Annotated in this window: 24 protein-coding genes; 18 read left to right on the forward strand and 6 right to left on the reverse strand. The window is 54.9% G+C overall.

Going from position 1 to position 25,432, the window contains the following annotated elements:
• The 5 genes from sapD to pspF all read right to left on the reverse strand — a co-directional run bounded on the left by sapD (position 1) and on the right by pspF (position 5,553).
• The gene (sapD, locus tag A6013_RS08260) at positions 1-993 is read right to left on the reverse strand and encodes a putrescine export ABC transporter ATP-binding protein SapD (RefSeq protein ID WP_028013384.1); all 993 of its coding nucleotides are present in this window, start codon (positions 991-993) and stop codon (positions 1-3) included.
• The gene (sapC, locus tag A6013_RS08265) at positions 993-1,883 is read right to left on the reverse strand and encodes a putrescine export ABC transporter permease SapC (protein ID WP_028013383.1); all 891 of its coding nucleotides are present in this window, start codon (positions 1,881-1,883) and stop codon (positions 993-995) included. The genes sapD and sapC overlap by 1 nt, the downstream gene beginning before the upstream one ends.
• On the reverse strand, positions 1,870-2,835 hold the full coding sequence (gene sapB, locus A6013_RS08270; protein ID WP_041909670.1) for a putrescine export ABC transporter permease SapB: 966 nt from the start codon (positions 2,833-2,835) through the stop codon (positions 1,870-1,872). Before sapB ends, sapC begins: the two co-directional genes overlap by 14 nt.
• On the reverse strand, positions 2,832-4,472 hold the full coding sequence (gene sapA / locus A6013_RS08275; protein WP_028013381.1) for an ABC transporter substrate-binding protein SapA: 1,641 nt from the start codon (positions 4,470-4,472) through the stop codon (positions 2,832-2,834). Before sapA ends, sapB begins: the two co-directional genes overlap by 4 nt.
• A gap of 88 nt (positions 4,473-4,560) precedes the next feature.
• Positions 4,561-5,553 carry a phage shock protein operon transcriptional activator gene (gene pspF / locus A6013_RS08280; protein ID WP_162497080.1) on the reverse strand — a complete coding sequence of 331 codons (993 nt, stop codon included), beginning with the start codon at positions 5,551-5,553 and terminating at the stop codon, positions 4,561-4,563.
• A gap of 151 nt (positions 5,554-5,704) precedes the next feature.
• On the opposite strand from pspF, the gene pspA reads away from it, so the two are divergent.
• The 15 genes from pspA to A6013_RS08355 all read left to right on the forward strand — a co-directional run bounded on the left by pspA (position 5,705) and on the right by A6013_RS08355 (position 20,131).
• Positions 5,705-6,373 (forward strand): phage shock protein PspA, encoded by a 669-nt coding sequence (pspA, locus tag A6013_RS08285; RefSeq protein ID WP_028013379.1) that lies wholly within the window; start codon positions 5,705-5,707, stop codon positions 6,371-6,373.
• A 53-nt stretch (positions 6,374-6,426) separates the two neighbouring features.
• Positions 6,427-6,651, forward strand: coding sequence for an envelope stress response membrane protein PspB (gene pspB / locus A6013_RS08290; RefSeq protein ID WP_028013378.1), 225 nt, complete (start codon positions 6,427-6,429; stop codon positions 6,649-6,651).
• Positions 6,651-7,010: an envelope stress response membrane protein PspC gene (pspC, locus tag A6013_RS08295; protein ID WP_028013377.1), complete on the forward strand. Its 360-nt coding sequence runs from the start codon at positions 6,651-6,653 to the stop codon at positions 7,008-7,010. Before pspB ends, pspC begins: the two co-directional genes overlap by 1 nt.
• A 12-nt stretch (positions 7,011-7,022) precedes the next feature.
• The gene (gene pspD / locus A6013_RS08300; RefSeq protein ID WP_028013376.1) at positions 7,023-7,247 is read left to right on the forward strand and encodes a phage shock protein PspD; all 225 of its coding nucleotides are present in this window, start codon (positions 7,023-7,025) and stop codon (positions 7,245-7,247) included.
• Between the two features lie 184 nt (positions 7,248-7,431).
• Positions 7,432-9,129 carry a sugar phosphorylase gene (locus A6013_RS08305; protein ID WP_069732853.1) on the forward strand — a complete coding sequence of 566 codons (1,698 nt, stop codon included), beginning with the start codon at positions 7,432-7,434 and terminating at the stop codon, positions 9,127-9,129.
• Positions 9,130-9,141: 12 nt separating this feature from the next.
• Entirely contained in the window at positions 9,142-10,434 is a 1,293-nt protein-coding gene (locus A6013_RS08310; protein ID WP_028013374.1) for an ABC transporter substrate-binding protein, read from the forward strand.
• Between the two features lie 22 nt (positions 10,435-10,456).
• Positions 10,457-11,338 (forward strand): carbohydrate ABC transporter permease, encoded by an 882-nt coding sequence (locus A6013_RS08315; protein WP_028013373.1) that lies wholly within the window; start codon positions 10,457-10,459, stop codon positions 11,336-11,338.
• The gene (locus A6013_RS08320; protein WP_045630526.1) at positions 11,325-12,167 is read left to right on the forward strand and encodes a carbohydrate ABC transporter permease; all 843 of its coding nucleotides are present in this window, start codon (positions 11,325-11,327) and stop codon (positions 12,165-12,167) included. The genes A6013_RS08315 and A6013_RS08320 overlap by 14 nt, the downstream gene beginning before the upstream one ends.
• 29 nt (positions 12,168-12,196) lie before the next feature.
• Positions 12,197-13,249 (forward strand): zinc-binding alcohol dehydrogenase, encoded by a 1,053-nt coding sequence (locus A6013_RS08325; protein WP_041909681.1) that lies wholly within the window; start codon positions 12,197-12,199, stop codon positions 13,247-13,249.
• Positions 13,250-13,266: 17 nt separating this feature from the next.
• Positions 13,267-14,055, forward strand: coding sequence for a sugar phosphate isomerase/epimerase (locus A6013_RS08330; RefSeq protein ID WP_045260650.1), 789 nt, complete (start codon positions 13,267-13,269; stop codon positions 14,053-14,055).
• Between the two features lie 11 nt (positions 14,056-14,066).
• Positions 14,067-15,125, forward strand: a complete 1,059-nt coding sequence (locus tag A6013_RS08335) for a Gfo/Idh/MocA family protein (protein WP_102863694.1) — start codon at positions 14,067-14,069, stop codon at positions 15,123-15,125.
• Entirely contained in the window at positions 15,119-17,398 is a 2,280-nt protein-coding gene (locus A6013_RS08340; RefSeq protein ID WP_069732854.1) for a glycoside hydrolase family 65 protein, read from the forward strand. The genes A6013_RS08335 and A6013_RS08340 overlap by 7 nt, the downstream gene beginning before the upstream one ends.
• Complete coding sequence (gene pgmB / locus A6013_RS08345) at positions 17,388-18,053, forward strand: beta-phosphoglucomutase (RefSeq protein ID WP_069732855.1); 666 nt, start codon at positions 17,388-17,390, stop codon at positions 18,051-18,053. Before A6013_RS08340 ends, pgmB begins: the two co-directional genes overlap by 11 nt.
• 13 nt (positions 18,054-18,066) lie before the next feature.
• The gene (locus tag A6013_RS08350) at positions 18,067-19,149 is read left to right on the forward strand and encodes an ABC transporter ATP-binding protein (RefSeq protein ID WP_041909689.1); all 1,083 of its coding nucleotides are present in this window, start codon (positions 18,067-18,069) and stop codon (positions 19,147-19,149) included.
• A gap of 67 nt (positions 19,150-19,216) precedes the next feature.
• Positions 19,217-20,131, forward strand: a complete 915-nt coding sequence (locus tag A6013_RS08355; RefSeq protein ID WP_048959131.1) for an OmpG family monomeric porin — start codon at positions 19,217-19,219, stop codon at positions 20,129-20,131.
• Between the two features lie 33 nt (positions 20,132-20,164).
• Here A6013_RS08355 and A6013_RS08360 read toward each other — a convergent pair whose 3' ends face one another.
• Positions 20,165-21,175 (reverse strand): LacI family DNA-binding transcriptional regulator, encoded by a 1,011-nt coding sequence (locus A6013_RS08360; RefSeq protein WP_041909694.1) that lies wholly within the window; start codon positions 21,173-21,175, stop codon positions 20,165-20,167.
• 155 nt (positions 21,176-21,330) lie between these two features.
• On the opposite strand from A6013_RS08360, the gene A6013_RS08365 reads away from it, so the two are divergent.
• From A6013_RS08365 to tyrR, 3 genes are all read left to right on the forward strand, one after another.
• Positions 21,331-22,728, forward strand: coding sequence for a YcjX family protein (locus A6013_RS08365; protein ID WP_045260646.1), 1,398 nt, complete (start codon positions 21,331-21,333; stop codon positions 22,726-22,728).
• Positions 22,725-23,777 (forward strand): YcjF family protein, encoded by a 1,053-nt coding sequence (locus A6013_RS08370; protein WP_069732856.1) that lies wholly within the window; start codon positions 22,725-22,727, stop codon positions 23,775-23,777. Before A6013_RS08365 ends, A6013_RS08370 begins: the two co-directional genes overlap by 4 nt.
• A gap of 112 nt (positions 23,778-23,889) precedes the next feature.
• Positions 23,890-25,431: a transcriptional regulator TyrR gene (gene tyrR / locus A6013_RS08375; protein WP_028013361.1), complete on the forward strand. Its 1,542-nt coding sequence runs from the start codon at positions 23,890-23,892 to the stop codon at positions 25,429-25,431.
• Position 25,432: the final 1 nt, after the last annotated feature.

Here is a 25,432-nt window from a genome sequence, read left to right on the forward strand (position 1 = left end):
TCACTCTCTCTCCATGTTCAGCGGGAAATGACAGGCGTAAAGATGATTTTTGGCGCCGGTCAGGCGCGGCGTCTCGATACATTTACGCTGAGCATACGGACAACGCGGCCCCAGACGACAGCCTATCGGCAACGATTCCAGCAGCGGAATCGCTCCGGGCAGGGTATTCAGACGGCTCTTGTGCGGCATGGCGCTGCCAAAATCAGGAATGGCGCGGATAAGCGCCTGCGTATATGGATGGTGCGGCGCGGCGATCAGCTCCTCACTCGGGGCAGTTTCGACCGTTTGCCCGCAGTACATTACGTCAATTTTATCCGCCCATTTGCTGAGCATTTGCAGGTCATGGCTGATCAGCAAAATGGTGGTGTTATTGTTCTGGTTCAGGCGCGACAGCAGGCGGAAAATTTGTGCCTGGGTGGTCGGCTCCATCGCGTTGGTGGGTTCATCCGCAATCAGCAAACGCGGCTGATTAGCCAGGGCGATGGCAATCATCACCTTCTGGCATTCACCGTCGGTCAGCTCATACGGGAAGCTGCGCATCGCGTCTTTATGGTCTTTGATCCCGACGCGGTGTAATAGCTCAATGGCGCGGCGCTTGCGCCAGCCGAAACGCTGCCACCAGCGGCCTTTATAAGTCCAGCCGGGAATGTTCTGCATCAGCTGTTTGCCTACGCGCTCGGACGGATCGAGGCAGGACTGTGGCTCCTGGAAAATCATCGAGACGTTATGGCCGACCAGCTTGCGACGCTCGCGCGGAGAGAGGCGCAGCAGGTCTATATCGTCGAACCGCATGCGGTCAGCGGTCACGCGCCAGTTGTCTTTCGCCACGCCGCAGATCGCTTTGGCGATCAGGCTTTTTCCTGAACCAGATTCACCCACCAGCCCGCGAATCTCGCCCTCGGCGAGAGTAATGCTGATGCGATCGACGGCTTTAACCCAGCCTTCACCGGTTTTGAATTCAATGGTGAGGTTGCGAATATCAAGAAGCGGCATTATTGCACCCCCGCGTTAATTGCACGGCGAATACCATCGCCCAGCAGGTTGATCAGCAACACGCTTACCATAATCGCCGCCCCCGGCAGCATAACCGTCCACGGCGCCACGTAGATCAATTCCAGCGCGTCACCGAGCATCGCACCCCATTCAGGGGACGGCAGCTGCGCACCGAGGTCGAGGAACCCGAGCGCAGCGATGTCCAGGATCGCCATCGACAGCGCACGGGTGATCTCGGTGACCAGCCCGGCGGCGATGTTTGGCAGAACGGCAAACCACAGAATATTGAAGGTCGTCGCGCCGTCCAGACGGGCCGCAACGACATACTCTTTTTCCAGCTCGTCATGCACCATGCTGTAAACCGAGCGCACGATGCGGGGGAGGATAGCCAGCCAGACGGCGAACATGGCATGCGACAGATGCGGACCGGCAAAGGCAACCACAATGATTGCCAGCAGCAGGGACGGAATCGACAGCAGCGTGTCCAGAATGTGGTTCAGCACCGCCGAGCGCAGGCCATGCGTGGAGCCCGCGAAAATACCGAGCGCCAGTCCACAGAGCGTCGCCGCGAGCGTCACGACAAACGCGCCGCCCACCGTCGGGGCAGCCCCGCTTAACAGACGGCTCAATACGTCGCGTCCGAGATCGTCAGTGCCGAGGAAGAATGAGACTTCGCCGTAGCGTGACCAGGAAGGCGGCAGCAGCTGATAGCCAAGGAACTGCTGATCGATGCCATAAGGCGCAAACCACGAACCAAAGAGGCAAAGCAATACCAGACCGGCGCAGCCATAAAGGCCGATCATTGCCGTGGTGTCACCATAGAACTTACGCCACACGGTACGCAGCGCACCGGGCGTGCGCTTTTCACTGTAAACGTTATCGTAAGGCATACCATTCCTTATGCTTCAATGGGTTAGCCATCGCACCCAAAATATCGGACAACACGTTAACAATAATGACCAGCGAACCAATCACCATCACACCCGCTGAGATAGCAGCATAATCCTGCTGACGGATGGCGTTAATCAGCCAGCGTCCCAGCCCGGGCCAGCTAAAGACCATCTCGGTGATCATAGCCAGCGTAAGCATGGTGGAAAACTGCAGCCCCAGGCGCGGAATTACCGGCGGCAGAGCGTTGTGCAGGACGTTGCGGCGCAATATGGTCAGGCGCGACAATCCGCGCGTGGCGGCAGCTTTGACATAGTTCTGCTCAAACACCTCGATGGTGCTCAGGCGCATCAGGCGGATCACCTCGGTTGTCGGCGCAACCGCCAGCGTCAGCACCGGCAGTACCATATGACGCAGGGCGCTGACGATCATCTCATGGCGCCAGACGGAATCGGACAGCCAGGCGTCAATGATGGCAAAACCCGTTACCGTTTTAACCGTATAGAGCAGGTCAAAACGGCCAGAGACCGGTAGCCAACCCATCGTCAGCGAGAAGAACAGCGTCAGTAGCAGCGCCAGCCAGAATACCGGGATAGAGAAGCCGAGCAGGGCAAGGGCGCTGATAAACTTATCCTGCCATTTGTTGCGGTAGATCCCGGCCAGCATGCCCACGGGAATACCTACCATCAGGGCAAAGCCGAAGGCCAGAATGCACAGCTCCATCGTGGCCGGGAAAACCTCCTTCAGCTGCTCGGAGATAAGCTGCCCGTTTATGCTCGACACGCCGAAATCCCAGTGCAGCAGACCGTTAAACCAGAACAGCCAGGCATCCCACAGCGATGAGCCCTGTAGCGGGGCATGCGGCGTGAAATAGCTCAGGCTGAAGCCGACAAAGTTCAGGAAAAAGAGCGTCACCAGCAGTAAAAGGAGCCGACGCAAGGTAAAAATAATCATGGTTTTTTCACCTCTTGTTCTTTTTCACGCGATACGCCGGCGAACGAGGCGTTGCCGAACGGGCTCAGCACCAGGCCTTTAATATCATAGCGGTAGGCCTGAAGGCGCAGGGAAGAGGCCAGCGGAAGCACCGGCAGTTCCTGAGCGAGTATCTTTTGCGCTTCATCGTAAGCGTCAATGCGCGAGGCCAGCTGTTGGGAAGAGAGCGCTTTTTGCAGCACGGCGTCGAACTCCCGGTTACACCAGTGGGCGTAGTTGGTCTGCGAATTTATCGCAGCACAGCTCAGCAGTGGCCGGAAGAAGCTGTCCGGATCGTTACTGTCGGTAGCCCAGCCTGTCAGGGTGAGGTCGTGATTCATATCCATCAGGCGCGCCTCCTGGAAACGGCCCTCAACCGGTACGATGATCACCTTGACGCCCACCTGCGCCATATCCGCCTGCAGCAGTTCAGCGGTTTTCAGCGGGCTCGGGTTCCACGCCTGGGAGCTGGTGGGCACCCAAAGCTGGAGCGTCAGGTTTTCCGCGCCCAGCGCTTTCAGTTGTTCACGCGCTTTTGCCGGATTGTATTCCGTAATTTTAGCCTCACCGTCGTAGGCCCACGAGGCGCGCGGTAAAATTGAGGCGGCGGTTTCCGCCGTGCCGTAGTAGATCGACTGCATCAGACGCTGGTTGTTGATCGCCAGCGCCAGAGCGTGACGTACGGCAGGGTTGTTCAGCGGCGGCTTATCGGTGTTAAAGGCCAGATAAGCGATGTTCATCCCCGGGCGTAACGTCAGACGCAGACGCGGATCGTCGCGCAAAATGGTGAGCTGGCTGGCAGCGGGCCAGGCGAGCACGTCGCATTCCCCTGTGAGCAGTTTCGAGAGCCGTCCCGTTCCGCCAGACCCGAGATCGACCACCACCTGCGGCATCAGCGGCGTACCGCGCCAGAAATGTTCGTGGCGCTGCAGGCGAATATATTGCCCCGCGCGGTATTCGGCCAGCTGGAATGGACCGGTACCCACCGGCTGGCGGTCGAGCAGCTCCTGACGATCTTTTTTCGTCAGCTTCGCCGCGTATTCGGCGGACATAACGGACGCATAGTGGGTCGCCAGGTGCCAGAGGAAGGAGGCATCCGGGCGCGTCAGCGTAAATTCAACCGTCCGGCTGTCCAGCTTGCGCACGCTTTTAACGGTGTCGGCAAACTGCAGGCTGTCGAAATAGGGGAAATTATCCCCGTTAACGTTATGCCACGGGTGGTTACGGTTAAAGATACGCTGGAAGGTGAAGACCACGTCATCCGCGTTCAGCTTGCGCGTAGGGGTAAACCACGGCGTACGCTGAAACGCGACATCATCGCGCAGGCGAAAACGGTAGGTTGCACCGTTATCCAGGACTTCCCAGCTTTCCGCAAGTTCAGGCACCAGGCGATAGGTGTACGGGTCGACATCAAGCAGACGGTCGTAAAGCTGCGCGGCGAGCGTATCCACAATCAGGCCGCTGCCCGCTTTTTGCGGGTTGAAGGTGTCCACCTGGCCACTGACGCAATAGACGAAGCCGCTGTCACGAATGTCAGGCTGCGTTGACTGCCCGGGCGCAGCAAACGCCAGGCCGCTGAACAGACCGAGTGCAAAAAAGGACGATAAAACCAGACGCATAATTTTTAAGGTTTTTAGGTTCGATCTGCAAAGTGTATCGCACTTACGCCTGCTTCGTAAAAATGTCTGCGGGTAAGTGCCGATATTGTCAGCGCATTTGATGTTTTTTAAGCAATGCCCGTAACTGATGGTAGGTCAGGCCCAGGAGTTCGGCCGCGCGTTTCTGGTTATATTTCGCCGCCTTCAGGCTTTGCTCCAGCAGCTGTTGCTCCTGCTCGTGCTGGAACTGGCGCAAATCAAGGGGCAGCGCGGGAGTATCGCCTGACGATGACGGGGAGGAAACCGGCGGCGCATTGCGCTGAAAAGGATCGATAATGATATTATCCAGCTCCGTCTCGCTGCTGCCGTGGCGGTAAACAGAACGCTCCACAACGTTCTTCAGTTCGCGGATATTTCCCGGCCAGCGGTAGGCCAGAAGCGTCTCCCGCGCATGATCGCTGAAGCCGGGGAAAAGAGGGAGACCGAGCTCGCGGCACATCTGAATCGCAAATTGTTGAGCAAGCAACATGATGTCGCTTCTCCTGTCGCGCAGGGGCGGAAGCTGAACGACGTCAAAGGCCAGGCGGTCAAGCAGATCGGCACGGAATTTCTCCTCCGCGACCATCTCCGGCAGATTGGCGTTGGTGGCGCAGACCAGGCGCACGTTAACCTGCAGCGGCTGGCTGCCGCCGACGCGCTCCAGTTCACCATACTCAATCACGCGTAGCAGCTTTTCCTGCACCAGCATCGGCGCGGTGGCGAGTTCATCAAGGAACAGGGTGCCGCCGTCGGCGCGCTCAAAACGTCCCGGATGGCGCTTCTGAGCGCCGGTAAACGCGCCCGCCTCGTGGCCGAACAGCTCGGTATCGAGCAGGTTTTCATTCAGCGCCGCACAGTTTAGAGAAATGAAGGGGCCGTCCCAGCGTCCGGATAAATAGTGCAGACGGTTAGCAATCAGTTCCTTACCCGTGCCGCGCTCGCCGATAATGAGTACCGGTTTGTTGAGCGGCGCAAGGCGAGAAACCTGTTCCAGTACCTCAAGAAAGCTGTTGGCTTCGCCGAGTAAGTTATCTTTGTATTGAGCCATGATGAAATTAACCACTCCTTAGCGATATTCACCAGGTCAGCATAGTTCTGTGGTGAATAAAAATCAATCACATCGTGTAAAATCAATAAGATAAAAAACTGGCACGGGAATTGTATTATCAGTACAGCAGGGCATAGCCCGATAACAGAACTATGAGGATTTGATTATGGGTATTTTTTCTCGTTTTGCCGACATCGTGAACGCCAACATCAACTCACTGCTGGAGAAAGCAGAAGATCCGCAGAAGCTGGTGCGCCTGATGATTCAGGAGATGGAAGACACGCTGGTTGAAGTGCGTTCTACCTCCGCCCGTGCGCTGGCTGAGAAAAAGCAGTTAACGCGCCGTATCGAGCAGGCCACCGCTCAGCTCAATGAATGGCAGGAAAAGGCGGAACTCGCCCTACGCAAAGATAAAGAAGATCTTGCTCGCGCAGCGTTAATTGAAAAGCAGAAGCTGGCGGACATGATCGCTACGCTGGAGCATGAAGTCACGCTGGTGGAAGACACGCTCACCCGCATGAAAAAAGAGATTGGTGAGCTCGAAAATAAACTGAGCGAAACCCGCGCGCGTCAGCAGGCGCTAACCCTGCGTCATCAGGCGGCAAGCTCTTCCCGCGACGTGCGTCGTCAGCTGGACAGTGGCAAGCTGGATGAGGCCATGGCGCGTTTTGAGTCATTCGAGCGTCGTATCGACCAGATGGAAGCGGAAGCAGAGAGCCACGGCATCGGTAAGCAAAAGTCGCTGGATCAACAGTTTGCCGATCTGAAAGCGGACGATGAAATCAGCGAGCAGCTGGCGGCATTGAAAGCCAAAATGAAGCAAGATAACCAATAATAATGTTGCGGCACCTGAGCGTGCCGCTAAGCATCCGACGACAAGGAGTACACATGAGCGCGCTTTTCCTGGCCATTCCCCTGACGATTTTCGTGCTGTTTGTTTTGCCGATTTGGCTATGGCTGCACTACAGCAACCGTTCTTCAGGGAACGATTTATCCCAGAGTGAACAACAACGTCTTGCGCAGCTTACCGACCAGGCTAACAAGATGCGCGATCGCATTCAGGCGCTGGAAGCAATCCTGGATGCAGAACATCCTAACTGGAGGGACCGTTAATGTCAGGACTGAATCTGAACAAAAAATTGTGGCGAATTCCACAGCAGGGCATGGTGCGCGGCGTTTGCGCCGGGCTGGCCCATTATCTCGACGTTCCGGTAAAGCTGGTTCGTGTGGTCACGGTGCTGTCGATATTTTTCGGCCTGGCGTTTATCACTTTCGTGGCCTACATCGTGCTGTCGTTTGTACTTGACCCGATGCCGGAAGGCGAACTGGCTGCGGAAGGCGCGCCTACCAGTAACGATCTTCTCAATGCGGTTGACGATCGGCTGGCTGAAGGGGAGAAGCGGTTACGTGAAATGGAACGCTATGTCACATCCGATACCTTTACGCTGAGAAGTCGTTTTCGTCAGCTTTAAGAGAGAATATACATGAAGAAAAACTGGCAACAGGCCGGTCAGAAGGTAAAACCCGGCCTGAAAATCGCAGGTAAACTGGTTCTGATGACGGCGTTACGTTACGGCCCGGCAGGTGTGGCGGGCTGGGCGATCAAATCTGTTGCCCGTAAGCCGGTCAGAATGTTGCTGGCCGTGGCGCTTGAACCTCTGTTGCAAAAAGCGGCAAAGCGGCTGTCACGCCGTTACTTATCCCGATAATTCACGCTCGCGTTAGCCCTTTCTCTCCCCGGAAGGGCTAACGACATTTCATCCCTTTCCCTCACTTTCTTTGCGGCAGCTCACATTACTGCACAGAGCTGCTTTGTAATTGCGTTTTTCAGCCTCCCGGTTCGTTGACAGATATTTTTCAGGGGAGTAGATTGCCCTTCGTGGGACCGCTACCATGGAAAATAATGTGAACGCAAAAATTAAAAAACTTATCAATCATATTTACGGTGAATCATTTTCTGAAGCACATTTTAAAGTGTTATTAACAAAGCTTGAACAAGCTGCTGTTGATATTACAGAAAAGCGTAAATCAGGATGGGATGAAAAAGATGTCGTTCTGATCACTTACGCCGATCAGTTCTCCGCGAAAGGGGAGAAAGCGTTGCCGGTATTTACCCGCTTTTATAATGAGTGGCTTGCTCGCACGTTTTCCCATGTCCACCTTTTACCTTTTTATCCGTGGTCCTCTGATGACGGATTTTCCGTTATTGATTACCACAACGTTGCGCCTGAAACCGGGACCTGGCAAGACGTTGGTGATTTAAAACAGTCTGCCAGCTTAATGTTTGATTTCGTCTGCAACCATATGTCAGCAAAAAGTGAATGGTTTGCTAATTATCTTGCGCAGAAACCTGGCTACGAAGATTTCTTTATTGCTGTCGATCCTGAAACTGATTTATCTGCGGTGACGCGTCCTCGCGCATTACCGTTGTTGACGCCGTTTACGCTGCATGATGGCAGCGTGCGTCATCTTTGGACCACCTTCAGCGATGACCAGATCGATCTCAACTTCGCCTCGCCTCAGGTGCTGATTGCGATGGTTGACGTGCTGCTCCATTACCTGGCGAAAGGGGCGCGTTATATCCGTCTGGACGCCGTCGGATTTATGTGGAAGATCCCTGGAACAAGCTGTATCCATCTGGAACAGACTCACTGCCTTATCCAGCTTTTCCGTGCTATTACCGAGGCCGTGGCGCCGGGTACCGTGATCATTACTGAGACGAACGTTCCGCATAAGGACAATATCTCTTATTTCGGTGACGGTGAAAATGAAGCCCAGATGGTCTACCAGTTCTCCTTGCCGCCGCTGGTGCTGCATGCAGTGCACCGTCAGGATGTTAACGCTCTCTGTCAGTGGGCGGGATCGCTGGCGCTGCCTTCAACAAAAACAACCTGGTTCAATTTCCTGGCGTCTCATGACGGTATCGGTCTGAACCCACTGCGCGGCATTCTGCCGGAATCAGAAATCCTCGCACTGGTTGAGAAACTTCAGCAGGAAGGGGCGCTGGTCAACTGGAAAAATAATCCTGACGGTACGCGCAGTCCTTACGAAATTAATGTGACCTATCTTGACGCGTTAAGCGCGCAAAACAGTTCAGATGATGAGCGCATTGCGCGCTTTATTCTGGCGCATGCGGTGCTGTTAAGTTTCCCAGGTGTACCTGCCGTGTATATTCAAAGTATTCTTGGCTCCCGTAACGATTATGAAGGGGTCGAGCGCCTCGGCTATAACCGCGCGATAAACCGCAAGAAATATACCGCAGGTCAGGTTGATCTCGAACTTAATAATAAAAATAGCATTCGTCATAAAATTTATTCCCGTTTAAGCGAGTTTATTGCGATTCGTCGTGGGGAAAGTGCGTTTCACCCTGATGCCCAGGCATTTTTTGAATCACTGGATGAACAAATTCTTAAAATTGTTCGCGTGGCTGAAAACGGTGAGAGAATTACAGCCCTGTTTAATTTTAGTAATAACGTTCATACCGTTTATGGGGACACGCTTACTGGTATGGAATTACTATCAGGACAAGCTGTTAGCGCTAAAGAGCTGACCCTCAATCCATGGCAGGTTATGTGGATTAAAGAAAAATAAAAGGACCCTAAAATGAAAATGCCCAAAATTGTGCTGTTATCAGCACTGGTTTCGTGCGCCCTGTTATCAGGCTGTAAAGATGATAAAGCGTCTGCTGTGACCATTGAGTTCATGCACTCGTCAGTAGAGCAGGAGCGCCAGGCGGTTATTACGAAACTGATCGAAAAATTCGAGAAAGAAAACCCCGGCATTACGGTGAAGCAGGTGCCGGTGGAAGAAGATGCCTACAACACCAAAGTGATTACGCTCGCCAGAACGGGCGCGCTGCCTGAAGTGATTGAAGTCAGCCATGATTACGCGAAAGTCATGGATAAGGAACAACTGCTGGATCGCAAGGCTATCGGTGAAGCCATTGAAGCGGTAGGCGAAAAGACCTTCTATGATGGGATCCTGCGCGTTGTGCGTACTGAAGACGGCACAGCCTGGACAGGGGTGCCGATGAGCGCCTGGCTGTCCGGCGTCTGGTATCACAAAGATGTGCTTGCCGCTGCGGGTATTCAGGAACCGCATAACTGGGAACAGCTGCTGAAAGCCAGCCAGAAGCTTAACGACCCGGCCAACAAACATTACGGTATTGCGCTGCCCACCGCGGAAAGCGTCATGACCGAGCAGGCGTTCTCCCAGTTTGCGCTTTCCGGCGGCGCGAACGTTTTTGATGCCAACGGAAACGTTGAAATTGACACCCCTGAAATGGCGAAAGCGCTTGAGTTCTATAAAGCGCTGGCCGCGACCACCATGCCGGGCTCGAACGACGTCATGGAGATCAAAGATGCCTTCATGAACGGTTCTGCACCGATGGCCGTCTATTCCACCTACATCCTGCCGGCGGTATTCCAGGATGGTAACCCTGCCAACCTTGGCTTCGTTGTCCCGACAGAAAAGTCCTCTGCCGTTTATGGCATGGTCACCTCGTTGACGATCACCAGCGGACAAACCGAAGAAGAAACGCAAGCGGCTGAAAAGTTTGTGACGTGGATGGAGCAGGCTCAAAACGCAACCGACTGGGTCATGATGTCGCCGGGCGCGGCGCTGCCGGTGAACACGCTGGTCGTAGGAACGGATACCTGGAAAAACAACGAGGTGATTAAAGCGTTTGGGCAACTGCCTTATGAACTGATCGCCCAATTCCCGAACGTACAGGTGTTTGGTGCTGTCGGCGACAAAAACTTCACGCGCATGGGCGATGTGACAGGGTCCGGCATTATCAGCTCCATGGTGCATAACGTCACCGTGGGTAAACAAGATCTCAGCGCAACGCTTAGCAAGAGCCAGACGCGACTGACTGACCTGATTTCACAACGATAGGAGCGCTCTGCGGAAGGAAATTATGAAGACGTTGTTTTCTGGTCGTTCAGATATGCCTTTCGCCATGCTGCTGTTGGCCCCCAGCCTGATTTTGCTGGGGGGCCTGGTGGCCTGGCCAATGATTTCCAATATTGAAATCAGTTTCTTACGTCTGCCGCTTAACCCGCGTATTGATGCGGTGTTTGTTGGCCTGGATAACTACATCCGCATTCTGGGGGATGCTGCGTTCTGGCACTCGCTGTGGATGACGTTCTGGTATACGGCGCTGGTCGTGCTCGGCAGCACCGGGCTGGGGCTTGCCGTCGCCATCTTCTTTAACCGTGAGTTTCGTCTCCGGAAGACGGCGCGTTCGCTGGTGATTTTATCCTACGTGACGCCCTCTATTTCCCTGGTATTTGCCTGGAAATACATGTTCAACAACGGCTACGGCATTGTGAACTATCTGGGCGTCGATCTGCTGCATCTGTATGACCAGGCGCCGCTCTGGTTCGACAACCCTGGCAGCAGCTTCGTGCTGGTGGTGCTGTTCGCCATCTGGCGCTACTTCCCGTATGCCTTTATCTCATTCCTGGCAATTTTGCAGACCATTGATAAATCGCTGTATGAAGCGGCAGAGATGGACGGAGCCAACGCCTGGCAGCGTTTCCGTATCGTCACGTTGCCCGCCATCATGCCTGTACTGGCAACGGTGGTGACGCTGCGAACCATCTGGATGTTCTACATGTTTGCGGATGTTTATCTGCTGACCACGAAGGTCGATATTCTGGGCGTGTATCTCTATAAAACTGCCTTTGCATTCAACGATCTGGGCAAAGCAGCCGCCATTTCTGTTGTGCTGTTTGTGATCATCTTCGCCGTCATTCTGCTGACCAGAAAAAGGGTAAACCTCAATGGCAACAAATAAACGCATACTGGGCCGTATTGGTTTCTATCTGGGGCTGGTGGTATTTCTGATTATCACGCTGTTCCCGTTCTTCGTGATGCTGATGACGTCATTCAAGAGCGCGAAAGAGGCCATATCGCTGAATCCGACTATTCTGCCGCAGGCGTGGACGCTTCAGCATTACGTTGACATCTTTAACCCGCTAATTTTCCCTTTCGTGGATTATTTCCGCAACAGCATGGTGGTGTCGCTGACGTCATCGGTAATTGCGGTGTTTCTCGGCACGCTGGGCGCTTACGCCTTGTCCAAGCTGCGTTTTAAAGGACGCGCGACGATCAACGCGAGCTTCTACACCGTCTATATGTTCTCCGGGATTTTGCTGGTGGTGCCGCTGTTCAAAATCATCACTGCGCTCGGCATTTACGACACTGAACTGGCGCTGATCATCACCATGGTGACCCAGACGTTGCCTACGGCGGTATTCATGCTGCGCAGCTATTTCGACACCATTCCGGACGAAATAGAAGAGGCCGCGATGATGGATGGTCTGAACCGCCTGCAAATCATCTTCCGCATTACCGTGCCGCTGGCCATTTCCGGTCTCGTGTCGGTGTTTGTTTACTGCTTCATGGTGGCATGGAACGACTACCTGTTTGCCTCCATTTTCCTGTCCAGCGCCAGCAACTTTACCCTGCCGGTCGGGCTGAACACGCTCTTTAGTACGCCAGATTATATCTGGGGTCGCATGATGGCGGCATCGCTGGTGACGGCGCTTCCGGTGGTCATCATGTACGCACTCTCTGAACGTTTTATTAAAAGTGGTTTGACCGCCGGTGGCGTCAAGGGCTAAGGCGGCCAATTTTTTATCAGGAGCAAGTTATGAAGAAGTTAGTTGCGACAGCGCCACGCGTAGCGGCGCTGGTGGAGTATGAAGACCGTGCTGTGGAAGCACATGAAGTGAAAATTCGCGCCCGCTTTGGCGCCCCGAAGCACGGAACGGAAGTCGTGGATTTCCGCGCGGCAAGCCCGTTTATTGATGAAGAGTTCAACGCAGAGTGGCAGATGTTCACGCCGCGTGAAGAGGGCGCTGCACGCGGTATCGAATTCGGTAAGTTCCAGCTGGGCAACATGATCGTTGGCGACATTATTGAATGCGGTGCAGACGTAACGGAATACCAGATCGGCGACAGCGTCTGCTGCTACGGCCCGCTGCAGGAGACGGTCATCGTTAACGCGGTGAACAACTATAAGCTGCGTAAAATGCCGCAGGGCGCGTCCTGGAAGAATGCCGTTTGCTACGATCCGGCGCAGTTCGCCATGAGCGGCGTGCGAGATGCCAACGTCCGTGTGGGTGACTTTGTTGTCGTGGTCGGTCTGGGAGCCATCGGACAGATTGCGATTCAGCTGGCGAAAAAAGCCGGTGCGTCAGTGGTTATCGGCGTTGATCCGATTGAACACCGCTGTGAGATCGCTCGCCGTCACGGCGCGGACCACTGCCTGAATCCAATCGGTACCGATGTCGGTCTGGAAATTAAAAAGCTGACCGGCAAGCAGGGCGCGGACGTGATCATAGAAACCAGCGGCTTTGCAGATGCATTGCAGTCCGCGCTGCGCGGGCTCGCCTACGGCGGCACCATCTCCTACGTGGCCTTCGCCAAACCGTTTGCGGCAGGCTTCAACCTGGGCCGCGAAGCGCACTTTAACAACGCGAAGATTGTCTTCTCCCGCGCCTGCAGTGAACCGAACCCGGACTATCCGCGCTGGAGCCGCAAGCGTATCGAAGAGACCTGCTGGGAATTGCTGATGAACGGTTATCTGAACTGTGAAGATCTGATCGACCCGGTCGTCACCTTCACCACCAGCCCGGAAAGCTATATGAAGTATGTCGATCAGCATCCGGAACTCAGTATCAAAATGGGCGTCACTTTTTAAGCTAAGGACAGCAAATCATGAAGATCGCAACACAAAACCAGGCCTTTTTCCCGACCAACATCATGGAAAAATTCGAGTACATCAAAGCGATGGGTTTTGATGGCTACGAAATTGACGGCCGTCTGCTGGTGGAAAATCTCGACGAAGTGAAAGCTGCTATCAAAGCCACGGGCCTGCCGGTGACGACAGCATGTGGCGGGTACGATGGCTGGATCGGTGATTTCATCGAAGAACGCCGTCTGAACGGATTACAGCAGATCGAACGCATTCTGGAAGCGCTGGCGGAAGTTGGCGGAAAGGGCATTATCGTGCCTGCGGCCTGGGGCATGTTTACCTTCCGTCTGCCGCCAATGACCTCTCCACGCAGCCTGGACGGTGACCGCAAAGCCGTAAGCGCCTCGCTGCGCTGGCTGGATGAGGTGGCCGCGCGCACCGGCACCACCGTCTACCTGGAGCCGCTGAACCGTTACCAGGATCATATGATCAACACCCTGGCAGACGCGCGTCGTTATATCGAAGAGAACGGCCTGAAGCACGTGCAGATCATCGGTGATTTCTATCACATGAACATTGAAGAAGACTCACTGACGGACGCGCTGCATCAGAACCGCGATCTGCTGGGTCATGTTCACATTGCAGATAACCACCGCTATCAGCCGGGCAGCGGCAGCCTCGATTTCGCCAGCCTGTTCGATCAGCTGCGTGCCGATAACTATCAGGGATACGTGGTGTATGAATGCCGTGTTCGCGCCGAGGATCCGGCTAAGGCTTATCAGGACTCTCTCACTTATTTGCGTGAATGCTAAGGATGACGAGCGTGATGAGTGCTTCTACACCTTCGCCTCTGCGCGTCGCCATTATTGGCGCCGGGCAGGTCGCGGACAAAGTGCATGCCTCGTATTACGCCACGCGCAGTGATGTTCAAATGGTGGCTGTCATGGACAGCCGCCTTGAGCAGGCACAGGCGTTCGCGGAACGTTATGCTATTCCATCGGCATGGCAGGACGCTCACGAGATGTTGCAGGCAGTAAAACCGGATGTGGTGAGCGTCTGTTCGCCCAACCGGTTCCATTTTGAACACGTGATGGCGTCGCTCGAGGCGGGTTGCCATGTGATGTGCGAAAAGCCCCCGGCGATGACGCCGCAGCAGGCTGATGAGATGCGCATCGCGGCGCGCAAGGCAGGAAAAGTCCTGGCCTATGATTTTCACCATCGCTTTGCCCTGGATACCCAACTCCTGCGCGATGCGGTAATGAACGGAACGCTCGGTGAAGTTTACTTTACCTCAGCGCAGGCGCTGCGTCGCTGCGGTGTGCCGGGGTGGGGCGTTTTTACCAACAAATCGCTACAGGGCGGTGGACCGCTTATTGATATCGGCATTCATATGCTCGACGCCGCAATGTATGTCCTGGGTTTCCCGGCGGTAAAACGGGTGACTGCGCACAGCTTCCAGAGGCTGGGAAACCGTAAAAGCACCGGTCAGTTTGGCGAGTGGGATCCTGCGCAATTTACCGTGGAAGATGCGCTGTTTGGCACGATTGAATTCTGCAACGGCGGCATTTTGCGTCTGGACACCTCCTTTGCGCTTAACATTCGCGAGCAGTCAATCATGAACGTCTCTTTCTGCGGTGAAAAGGCGGGGGCAACGCTGTTCCCGGCGCACATCTACAACGACGAAGCCGGTGTTTTAGAAACCCTTACCCAGCGCGAAGAGGCGGACGATCAGCGCCATCTGCGCAGCATGGATGCCTTCGTACGTCACGTGCTGGGAGAGCCCGTGATGATTGCCGATGCAGAACAGGGACTGGTAATTCAGCAGCTTGTTGGCGCGCTTTATGAATCCGCAGAAACAGGGGAAAGCGTAACACTATGCTGAACGTCTCTGTATTAACCGATCCGGGCTTTTGTCCACACAGCCTGAATAAATACGCCTCCATCATGGCATGCGGCAATGGCAACATGGGCATTCGCGCCGCGCATGAAGAAGAGTACACCCAGCAGACCAGAGGCATGTATCTCGCTGGGCTGTATCATCGCGCGGGGCGCAACGAGACCACCGAGCTGGTCAATCTGCCGGATATCACCGGTATTGATGTAGAGCTGGACGGCGTCAATTTCACCCTCCTGGCCGGGGAAATTCTTGAGTGGCAGCGCGAGCTGGCCTTCGCTAACGGCGAACTGCATCGTAACGTTGTCTGGCGTTCGCCCGACGGCAAGCGCTATCGGCTGGAGAGTCGTCGTTTTGTGTCGCTGGACCAGTTGCCATTAGTGGCTATGCAGCTCGCGATCACGCCTCTTGATGCCGCCACGCATGCCGTGATGAAAACCGGCATTGATGCAACGCAAACGAACAGCGGCAGACAGCATCTGGATGAAATCTCGGTCAGGGTCTTTGACCAGCACTACATGCAGGGCGTGTATGAAACGCAGGACCGAGCGTCTGAAGTTGTTGTTTCGGCGTTTTGTCAGCTCTCCGCTAAGAGCGACAGCTGTTTCACCGCCAAAAATCGGCGTCTCAGCGTACATCATTCACTGACCATTGCTCAGGGTGACACTGTCACGCTTGAAAAGATCGTCTGGGTGACACATCGCAGCGATAAAGCGCTGTCGCAGGAGTCTTTTGCGCGCAACGCGCTGGCCGATCTCAAAGTTTCTGCCGCAAGAGGTTACGACGCATTGCTTGAAAGCTCAGCGTATGCCTGGAAAGAGGTCTGGCGTGATGCCCGGGTGGAAGTGACTTCCGCAGAGCAACAGGATCAGATGGCGCTGGATTATGCCGTCTGGCATCTCACCACGATGACGCCTGCCCATGATGAGCGAAGCAGTATCGCTGCGAAGGGGCTGACGGGAGAGGGGTATAAAGGCCACGTCTTCTGGGATACCGAAATTTTCCTGCTGCCTTTCCATCTGTTTACCCGCCCGCAGGTTGCCCGCAGCCTGCTGCGTTATCGCTGGCTTAATCTGGCTGGCGCACGGGAAAAAGCCCGTCGTAACGGCTGGCCGGGCGCGTTGTTCCCATGGGAAAGCGCCGCAAGCGGAGAGGAAGAGACGCCGGAGTTCGCGGCAATCAACATCCGCACCGGGGTACGCCAGAAGGTGGCTTCCGCACTTGCTGAGCATCACATCGTGGCTGATATTGCCTGGGCCGTCGTTGCGTACTGGCAGGCGACGCATGATGACGCCTTTATGCGTAACGAAGGCCTGACGCTGCTGATGGAAACGGCTTTGTTCTGGATGGGACGCGCAACGGACGTCAATGGTCGTCTGGAAATCCATGATGTGATCGGACCGGACGAATATACCGAGCACGTGAACAACAACGCCTACACCAACTATCTGGCCTGGCACAACGTTGCCTGCGCGCGCCAGTTTATGGCGATGTTTGGGCGTGAGGATGAGCGTTTTACGGAGAATGCCGCGCAGTTCCTGGCGCGCTTATGGCTACCGGAGGCCGATGCAGACGGTGTGATCCCGCAGGATGATTCCTTCATGGCAAAACCTGCCATCGATCTGAGCCGCTACAAAGCCAAAGCGGGTAAACAGACGATTCTGCTCGATTATTCCCGCGCGGAAGTGAACGAGATGCAGATCCTGAAGCAGGCCGATGTGGTGATGCTTAACTACCTGCTGCCAGAACGGTTTACGCCACAGCAATGCGCCGCCAATCTGGCGTTCTATGAGCCACGCACGATCCATGATTCGTCCCTGAGCAAGGCCATTCACGGGATTGTGCTCGCGCGCTGCGGTGATACGCAGGGGGCCTATGCCTTCTGGCGCGATGGCATCGCCATTGATTTGGGCGAGGATCCGCACAGCAGCGATGAGGGCATTCATGCCGCGGCAACCGGTGCGATCTGGTCTGGCGCAATTCAGGGATTTGCTGGCCTGCAAATCATTGAAGGGGAACTGCATCTCGCGCCAAAACTGCCTGCTCACTGGCAGAAACTCGCTTTCCCGCTGCGGTGGCGGAACGCAGCAATGCACTTCACGTATGAAAACGAGGTGTTAACCATTGAAACCACGGCGCCTGCCACGCTGACGCTGTGGGGCAAAACGCTACATATCCCGGAGCGAGAAGTCTTCGCGTATAAGGATTTTCTTGCGTCCGTGAATGGGACCGCTACCACGGAGGGGCAACATGACGCTTAAGGCTGTTGTATTCGATTTGGACGGTGTGATCACCGATACCGCGCATCTTCACTTTCTGGCCTGGCGTGCCGTGGCGGAGGAAATTGGCATTACCTTCGACGAAGTGTTTAACGAACAGCTTAAGGGGATAAGCCGCATGGATTCCCTCCAGCGCATTCTGAAGCACGGCGGAAAAGAGGGGATGTTTAGTGAGGAGCAGTGCCTGGTGTTTGCGACGAAAAAAAATGCGCTTTACGTCCAGTCGCTGGCATCACTGACGCAGGATTCTCTGCTGCCGGGGATCCGCGACGTGCTGGCGGAGATCCGTGCCGCGAAGGTCAAGATTGGGCTGGCATCCGTATCGCTCAATGCCCCAGGTATTTTGCACGCGCTGGGCATTCATCAGGCCTTCGATTTTTGCGCTGATGCTTCCCGCATTTGCCGTTCAAAGCCGGACCCGGAGATCTTCCTTGCGGCCTGTGCGGGGCTGAACGTGCGTCCTGAAGAGGCGATTGGCATTGAAGATGCCGCTGCGGGTGTTGAAGCAATCAACGCCGCAGGAATGCTGTCGGTCGGGATTGGGCCTGGCCTTAACCATGCGGGATTACAACTTCATTCAACGCGGGAACTGACCTGGAAATGCCTGACAGAATTCTGGGCGTCCCGGGCGTATTGATAAGGAATAAATTATGGCTCAACTTTCTCTGAAACATATTCAGAAAATCTATGATAACCAGGTCCACGTGGTTAAGGATTTCAACCTCGAAATTGAAGACAAAGAGTTTATTGTTTTCGTCGGTCCGTCGGGCTGCGGTAAATCCACGACGCTGCGAATGATTGCCGGTCTTGAGGAGATCAGCGCGGGTGAACTGATTATCGACGGCGTGTGCATGAATGACGTGCCTGCCAAATCGCGTGATATCGCGATGGTATTCCAGAACTATGCGCTTTATCCGCATATGACGGTCTACGACAACATGGCCTTTGGCCTGAAAATGCAAAAAATAGCGCCCGCGGTGATTGAAGAACGCGTGAACTGGGCGGCTCAGATTTTAGGGTTACGCGAATATCTGAAGCGTAAACCTGGCGCTTTATCGGGTGGTCAGCGCCAGCGCGTGGCGCTGGGCAGGGCGATCGTTCGCGAAGCGGGTGTCTTCCTGATGGATGAGCCGTTATCCAACCTCGATGCCAAGCTTCGCGTGCAGATGCGTGCCGAAATCAGCAAGCTTCACCAGAAGCTTAACACCACCATGATCTATGTTACGCACGACCAGACGGAAGCCATGACGATGGCGACCCGCATCGTGATCCTGAAAGACGGCATCATTCAGCAGGTGGGTGCGCCGAAGCAGGTATACAACGAGCCGGCCAATATGTTTGTCGCAGGGTTCATTGGCTCTCCGGCAATGAACTTCATTCGTGGCGCTATCGACGATCGCTATTTCGTAACGGAAACGCTGCGTCTGGAGATCCCTGAGGACAAGCTGGCCGAGTTGAATGCGCAAGGTTACCAGCGTAAAGCGGTCGTCTTCGGGATCCGTCCGGAAGACATTCTTACCCTGCAGAGCAGCGGAGAAGATATCGCGGCGAAAGTCAGCGTCGCTGAGCTTACCGGTGCCGAATTTATGCTTTATGCCACCGTGGGCGGACATGAACTGGTTGTCCGCGCAGGCGCGGCCAATGACTACGTAGCCGGAGATACTATCGGCATTCAGTTCGATATGAATAAGTGCCATTTCTTCGACGCCGATACCGAAGCGGCTATTAGATAAGAAAGGTGTTTGCCGGAAATGCAAATTTCCGGTTTTTTTTGTTTGTTAATTATAAAGGGAATATTTTATGAGTACTCTACTAAGAAGTGCTGCGCTCGTTCTGTGCGCAGGGGTTAGCTGCGCGCAAGCAACAGAATCCGCAAAGCAGTGGGCGTTTAATATCGGTGCCATGTATGAAATTGAAAACGTTGAAGGTCAGAGCGACGATAAAGATGGATTATATGAACCCTCCGTATGGTTTAATGCAACATGGGATGCCTGGACAATCTCTCTGGCAATGTATCAGGAAGGGCCGGTTGATTATAGCAGCATGACGCGTGGCACCTATTTCGATCGCCCGGAATTTGAATTGCGCTATCGCTTTATCGGCACCGATGATTTTACGTTCGGTCTGACCGGTGGCTTCCGCAATTATGGTTATCATTTTAAAGATGAACACGGTGCCAAAGACGGCAGCGCTAATATGCAGCGCTATAAAGTTCAGCCTGACTGGGATATTAAATTAACCGACGACTGGCGCTTTGGCGGCTGGTTTGCCATGTATCAGTTTGCCAACGATCTGGAAAAAACCGGTTATTCTGACAGCCGCGTCGAGACCGAAACCGGTTTTACCTGGACCATCAACGAAACGTTCTCTGCGAAAGTAAATTATTATTTAGAGCGCGGCTTCAATATGGACAGCTCACGTAATAACGGCGAGTTTTCTACCCAGGAAATTCGTGCCTACCTGCCGATTTCGTTAGGCCAGACGACGTTAACGCCTTATACCCGTCTGGGACTCGATCGCTGGTCAAACTGGGACTGGCAGGACGATCCGACGCGTGAAGGACATGATTTCAACCGTCTGGGTATGCTGTACGCCTATGATTTTAACAACGGTTTATCCATGACGCTGGAATATGCCTACGAATGGGAAAACCATGACGAAGGTGAGAGCGATCGCTTCCACTATGCGGGTGTCGGCGTGAACTACGCGTTCTGATCATGATTTACCAGGGGCGATTGCCCCTGGTTATTAGCGCAAGGACGCCGCATCCGAAAAATGCGTATCAACCAAAATCTTATGCGGCGCAGGTTTACCCGCAATACGCTTAAACAACACGTTGCAGCTCTCTTCACCGAGCTTTCTCGTCGGAATATCAAACCCGCCTGGCGCAGGGGTTAAAACGAGAGACAGCATCGGATCGCTGTAGCCTGCCATAACAACCTGCTCGGGAACCATCAGATTTAACTCATCCGCAGCACGATAAAGACCCAACAATTTCATACTGTCAGTAGCAAAAACGGCATTGGGCGGGTTGTCAGACGAGAGTAATTTGCAGGCTGCCTGGAGCGCGCTTTCATGGGTATATCCGCCATCAATGACCCAGTCCGGGTTAATGGCGATACCCTGCTTCTCAAGGCTGGATTTATAACCCGCAAGGCGATCGATAGAAACGTGATAATCGAGCGGGGCATGCAGACAGGCAATTTTAGTTCGCCCATGTTTAATAAACGAATCGACCAGAATAGCGCTGTCGTGAAAATTGTCCGTATCAACAGAATAAATATTCTGGAATTTACCTTCTACTTTTCCAATAACCACTACGGGCACACCGTATTCGTCCAGCGTGGTAAAAAAAGATTCGTTTGCGGGTGAACTCAGCATGATGATCCCTTTGATCATCTTCTGCTTTATTTTTCCCACGCACTTCTGCAGATCGTCCTCACTGCTTTTCGAGGTTTGTAAAATAACGTCAAACCCTTCCTCTTCCGCTTTTGCCGTAATGGCGTGAAGAACATCGGAGAAAAAAGGGTTACCGGCAGTAGTTTTGGTCGAGCGGGTCGAAATAACCATAATGGCATCAAAGCCAGAAGAGGTCAGGGCACGGGCCAGTTTGTTGGGCTGATAATTTAATTCGTCTATCGCCTTAAGCACTTTGTCTCGCGCTTCAGGGGAAATATTCGTTTGTTTATTCAGAACGCGGGAAACGGTTGATTTCGATACGCCCGCAACCCGTGCGATATCATAGATGGTGGGTGACATACACCTTACTCACTCCGGACTGACAGCAATGTCGTTCATCTTACTGGAGAGAAAACGGCAATAGCAATAAATAAGAATTGATAATCAACGATCTGCCCCCATTTATTGTATTCTGAAGCCATACATTCCTGGCTTCCGGGCAATGAAGGATGGCGATGAAGCGATTTAAGAACGAACTCAATTCACTGGTGAACCGCGGCGTTGATCGACATCTGCGTCTGGCCGTCACCGGCCTGAGCCGCAGCGGTAAGACGGCGTTCATCACCGCGATGGTAAACCAGTTGCTGAACCTGCACGCCGGCGCGCGGCTGCCGTTGCTCAGCGCCGTGCGCGAAGAGCGTCTGCTGGGCGTTAAGCGCGTCCCTCAGCGTGATTTTGGCATACCGCGTTTTACCTACGACGAAGGGCTGGCGCAGCTTTACGGCGATCCGCCCGCGTGGCCGACGCCAACGCGAGGCGTCAGTGAAATTCGCCTTGCGCTGCGCTTTCGTTCTAATGAATCGTTGATACGTCACTTTAAGGATACCTCAACCCTGTATCTGGAAATCGTCGATTATCCAGGCGAATGGCTGCTTGACCTGCCGATGCTGGCGCAGGACTACCTCAGCTGGTCCCGCCAGATGACGGGCTTGTTGCAAGGGCAACGCGCAGAGTGGTCAACGAAATGGCGACAGCTGTGCGAGGGCCTTGATCCGCTGGCGCCTGCGGACGAAAACCGTCTGGCGACCATTGCTGAAGCCTGGACGGACTATCTGCATCAGTGCAAACAGGAAGGGCTACACTTCATCCAGCCGGGCCGTTTTGTCTTGCCGGGTGATTTAGCAGGCGCGCCCGCGCTGCAGTTCTTCCCGTGGCCGGATGTGGACGGCGCAGGCGAGTCGAAGCTGGCACAGGCCGACAAACACACGAATGCCGGCATGCTGCGCGAGCGTTACAATTACTACTGCGAAAAGGTGGTCAAAGGTTTTTATAAAAACCACTTTTTACGTTTCGACCGCCAGATTGTGCTGGTGGATTGCCTGCAGCCGCTCAACAGCGGGCCGCAGGCATTTAACGATATGCGCCTCGCGCTGACGCAGCTGATGCAGAGTTTCCACTACGGGCAGCGGACGCTGTTTCGTCGTCTGTTCTCACCGGTGATCGACAAGCTACTGTTTGCGGCCACAAAAGCCGATCACGTTACGGTCGATCAGCACGCCAACATGGTTTCTCTGCTGCAGCAGCTGGTGCAGGACGCCTGGCAAAACGCCGCGTTTGAAGGCATCAGTATGGATTGTCTTGGGCTCGCATCGGTGCAGGCGACCCAAAGCGGCCTGATTGACCTTAACGGCGAGAAAATACCAGCATTACGCGGGAATCGACTCAGTGACGGCGAGCCGCTTACCGTCTATCCCGGCGAAGTCCCCGCGCGGCTGCCGGGTCAGGCCTTCTGGCAGAGTCAGGGCTTCCAGTTTGAAGCCTTCCGCCCTCAGACCATGAGCGTCGATCGGCCGTTACCGCACATCCGTCTGGATGCGGCGCTGGAGTTTTTGATTGGAGATAAACTGCGATGACGGAACCCTTAAAACCGCGCATAGACTTTACCGGAACGCTTGAGCCCGAGCGTCAGGACGCCTTTAAAACGGCGCAGACGTTCAGCGGCGCGCAGGCGGAGAACTTCGCCCCGGCGCTGCCGGAGGATCCCACCGTCGAAGACGGTCCGGCGGAGGCGGTCGTGGAAGCCGCTCTGCGTCCTAAACGCAGCCTGTGGCGCAAGATGGTCACCGCTGGTCTGGCGCTGTTTGGCGTCAGCGTGGTCGGGCAGGGCGTGCAGTGGGCGATGAACGCCTGGCAAACCCAGGACTGGGTTGCGCTGGGAGGATGTGCCGCGGGCGCGCTCATCGTGGGAGCGGGCGTCGGGTCGGTTGCCACCGAGTGGCGCCGCCTCTGGCGTTTGCGACAGCGCGCGCACGAGCGCGATGAAGCGCGGGATCTCCTCCACAGCCACGGCACCGGCAAAGGCCGTGCCTTCTGTGAAAAACTGGCCAGCCAGGCCGGTATCGATCAGTCGCATCCGGCGCTCCAGCGCTGGTATGCCGCCATCCATGAAACCCAGAACGACCGGGAGGTGGTCACGCTCTATTCCCATATGGTTCAGCCGGTGCTGGATGCCCAGGCGCGGCGTGAGATTAGCCGCTCGGCGGCGGAATCCACGCTGATGATTGCCGTCAGCCCGCTGGCGCTGGTGGATATGGCCTTTATCGCCTGGCGTAACCTGCGCCTCATCAACCGTATCGCGAACCTTTACGGCATAGAGCTGGGTTACTACAGCCGGCTCAGGCTGTTCAAACTGGTCCTGCTCAATATCGCGTTTGCGGGCGCGAGCGAACTGGTGCGCGAAGTAGGAATGGACTGGATGTCGCAGGATCTGGCGGCGCGTCTTTCAGCCCGTGCAGCCCAGGGCATTGGCGCGGGCTTGCTGACGGCGCGATTGGGTATCAAAGCGATGGAGGTGTGCCGTCCGCTGCCGTGGATTGATGGCGATAAGCCGCGGCTGGGGGATTTCAGGCGTGAACTGATCGGTCAGATGAAAGAAACGCTCAATAAAAAACCGTCTCCTTGAGGCTTTGTTCACTAATCGTGCTGGCTGTCAATATTTGTTGACAGCCATCTTCCGGTTCACCGAGTTCTGACATATCATTTTAACGTTATTGGCTTAAAACGGTGAATTTCCCATGCGTCTTGAAGTCTTCTGTGAAGACCGCCTCGGTCTTACCCGCGAATTACTCGATCTTCTTGTTTTACGTAGCATTGATTTACGTGGCATTGAGATCGATCCTGTCGGGCGAATTTACCTCAATTTTGCCGAAATTGAATTTAACACCTTCAGCAGCCTGATGGCGGAAATCCGCCGTATCGCTGGCGTTACGGATGTACGCACCATCCCCTGGATGCCCTCCGAACGTGAGCACCTTGCCCTGAGTGCGCTGCTTGAAGCGATGCCCGAACCGTTCCTCTCTTTGGATCTGAAAAGTAAAGTCGAGCGCGTTAACCATGCGAGCTGCCAGCTTTTCGCGCAGAGCCAGGAGAAGCTCAGCAGCCACCACGCCGCGCAGCTGATCCCCGGTTTTAACTTCCAGCGCTGGCTGGACAGCAACCCGCAGAATACGCACAGCGAGCATGTGGTGATTAACGGGCAGAATTTCCTGATGGAGATCACGCCGGTCTATCTGAAAGGAGAAGGAAATAGTCGCGTATTGACCGGGGCGGTGATCATGCTGCGCTCGACGCTACGCATGGGGCGCCAGCTGCAAAACCTCTCCAGCCAGGACGTTGGCGCATTCAGCCAGATTATTGCCGTCAGCCCGAAAATGCGCCACGTGGTTGACCAGGCGCGCAAGCTTGCCAGCCTGACCGCGCCGCTGCTGATTACCGGCGATACCGGTACCGGGAAAGATCTGCTGGCGCACGCCGTGCACCTGGCAAGCCCGCGTGCGGCAAAACCGTATCTGGCGCTTAACTGCGCTTCAATTCCAGAAGATGCCGTCGAAAGCGAGCTGTTTGGACACGCGCCGGAAGGCAAGAAAGGGTTCTTCGAGCAGGCCAACGGCGGCTCCGTGCTGCTGGACGAGATCGGCGAAATGTCGCCGCGTATGCAGGCTAAACTGCTGCGTTTCCTGAACGACGGCACCTTCCGCCGCGTCGGTGAGGATCACGAAGTGCATGTGGACGTGCGCGTCATTTGCGCCACCCAGAAAAACCTGGTGGAGCTGGTGCAAAAGGGGATTTTCCGCGAAGATCTCTACTACCGTCTCAACGTCCTGACGCTGAACATTCCACCGCTGCGCGATTGTCCGCAGGACATCATGCCGCTAACGGAACTGTTTGTGGCCCGCTTTGCCGACGAGCAGGGTGTTCCACGTCCGAAACTGTCTGCAGATCTCGGCACGGTGTTAATGCGCTACGGCTGGCCGGGCAACATTCGTCAGCTTAAAAACGCCGTTTATCGCGCGCTGACCCAGCTGGAAGGGTATGAACTGCGCCCTCAGGACATTCTGTTGCCGGATTACGACGCCGGGACGGTATCGGTAGGCGAAGAAGCGATGGAAGGCTCGCTGGATGATATCACCAGCCGCTTCGAGCGCTCCGTGCTGACGCAGCTGTACCGCAGCTACCCCAGCACCCGCAAACTGGCAAAACGGCTTGGCGTCTCGCATACCGCGATTGCGAATAAGCTACGTGAGTATGGATTGAATCATAAGAAAGGTGACGAATAAC

It is taken from the genome of Enterobacter sp. IF2SW-B1 (assembly GCF_001743375.1).
Lineage (GTDB): Bacteria > Pseudomonadota > Gammaproteobacteria > Enterobacterales > Enterobacteriaceae > Enterobacter > Enterobacter bugandensis.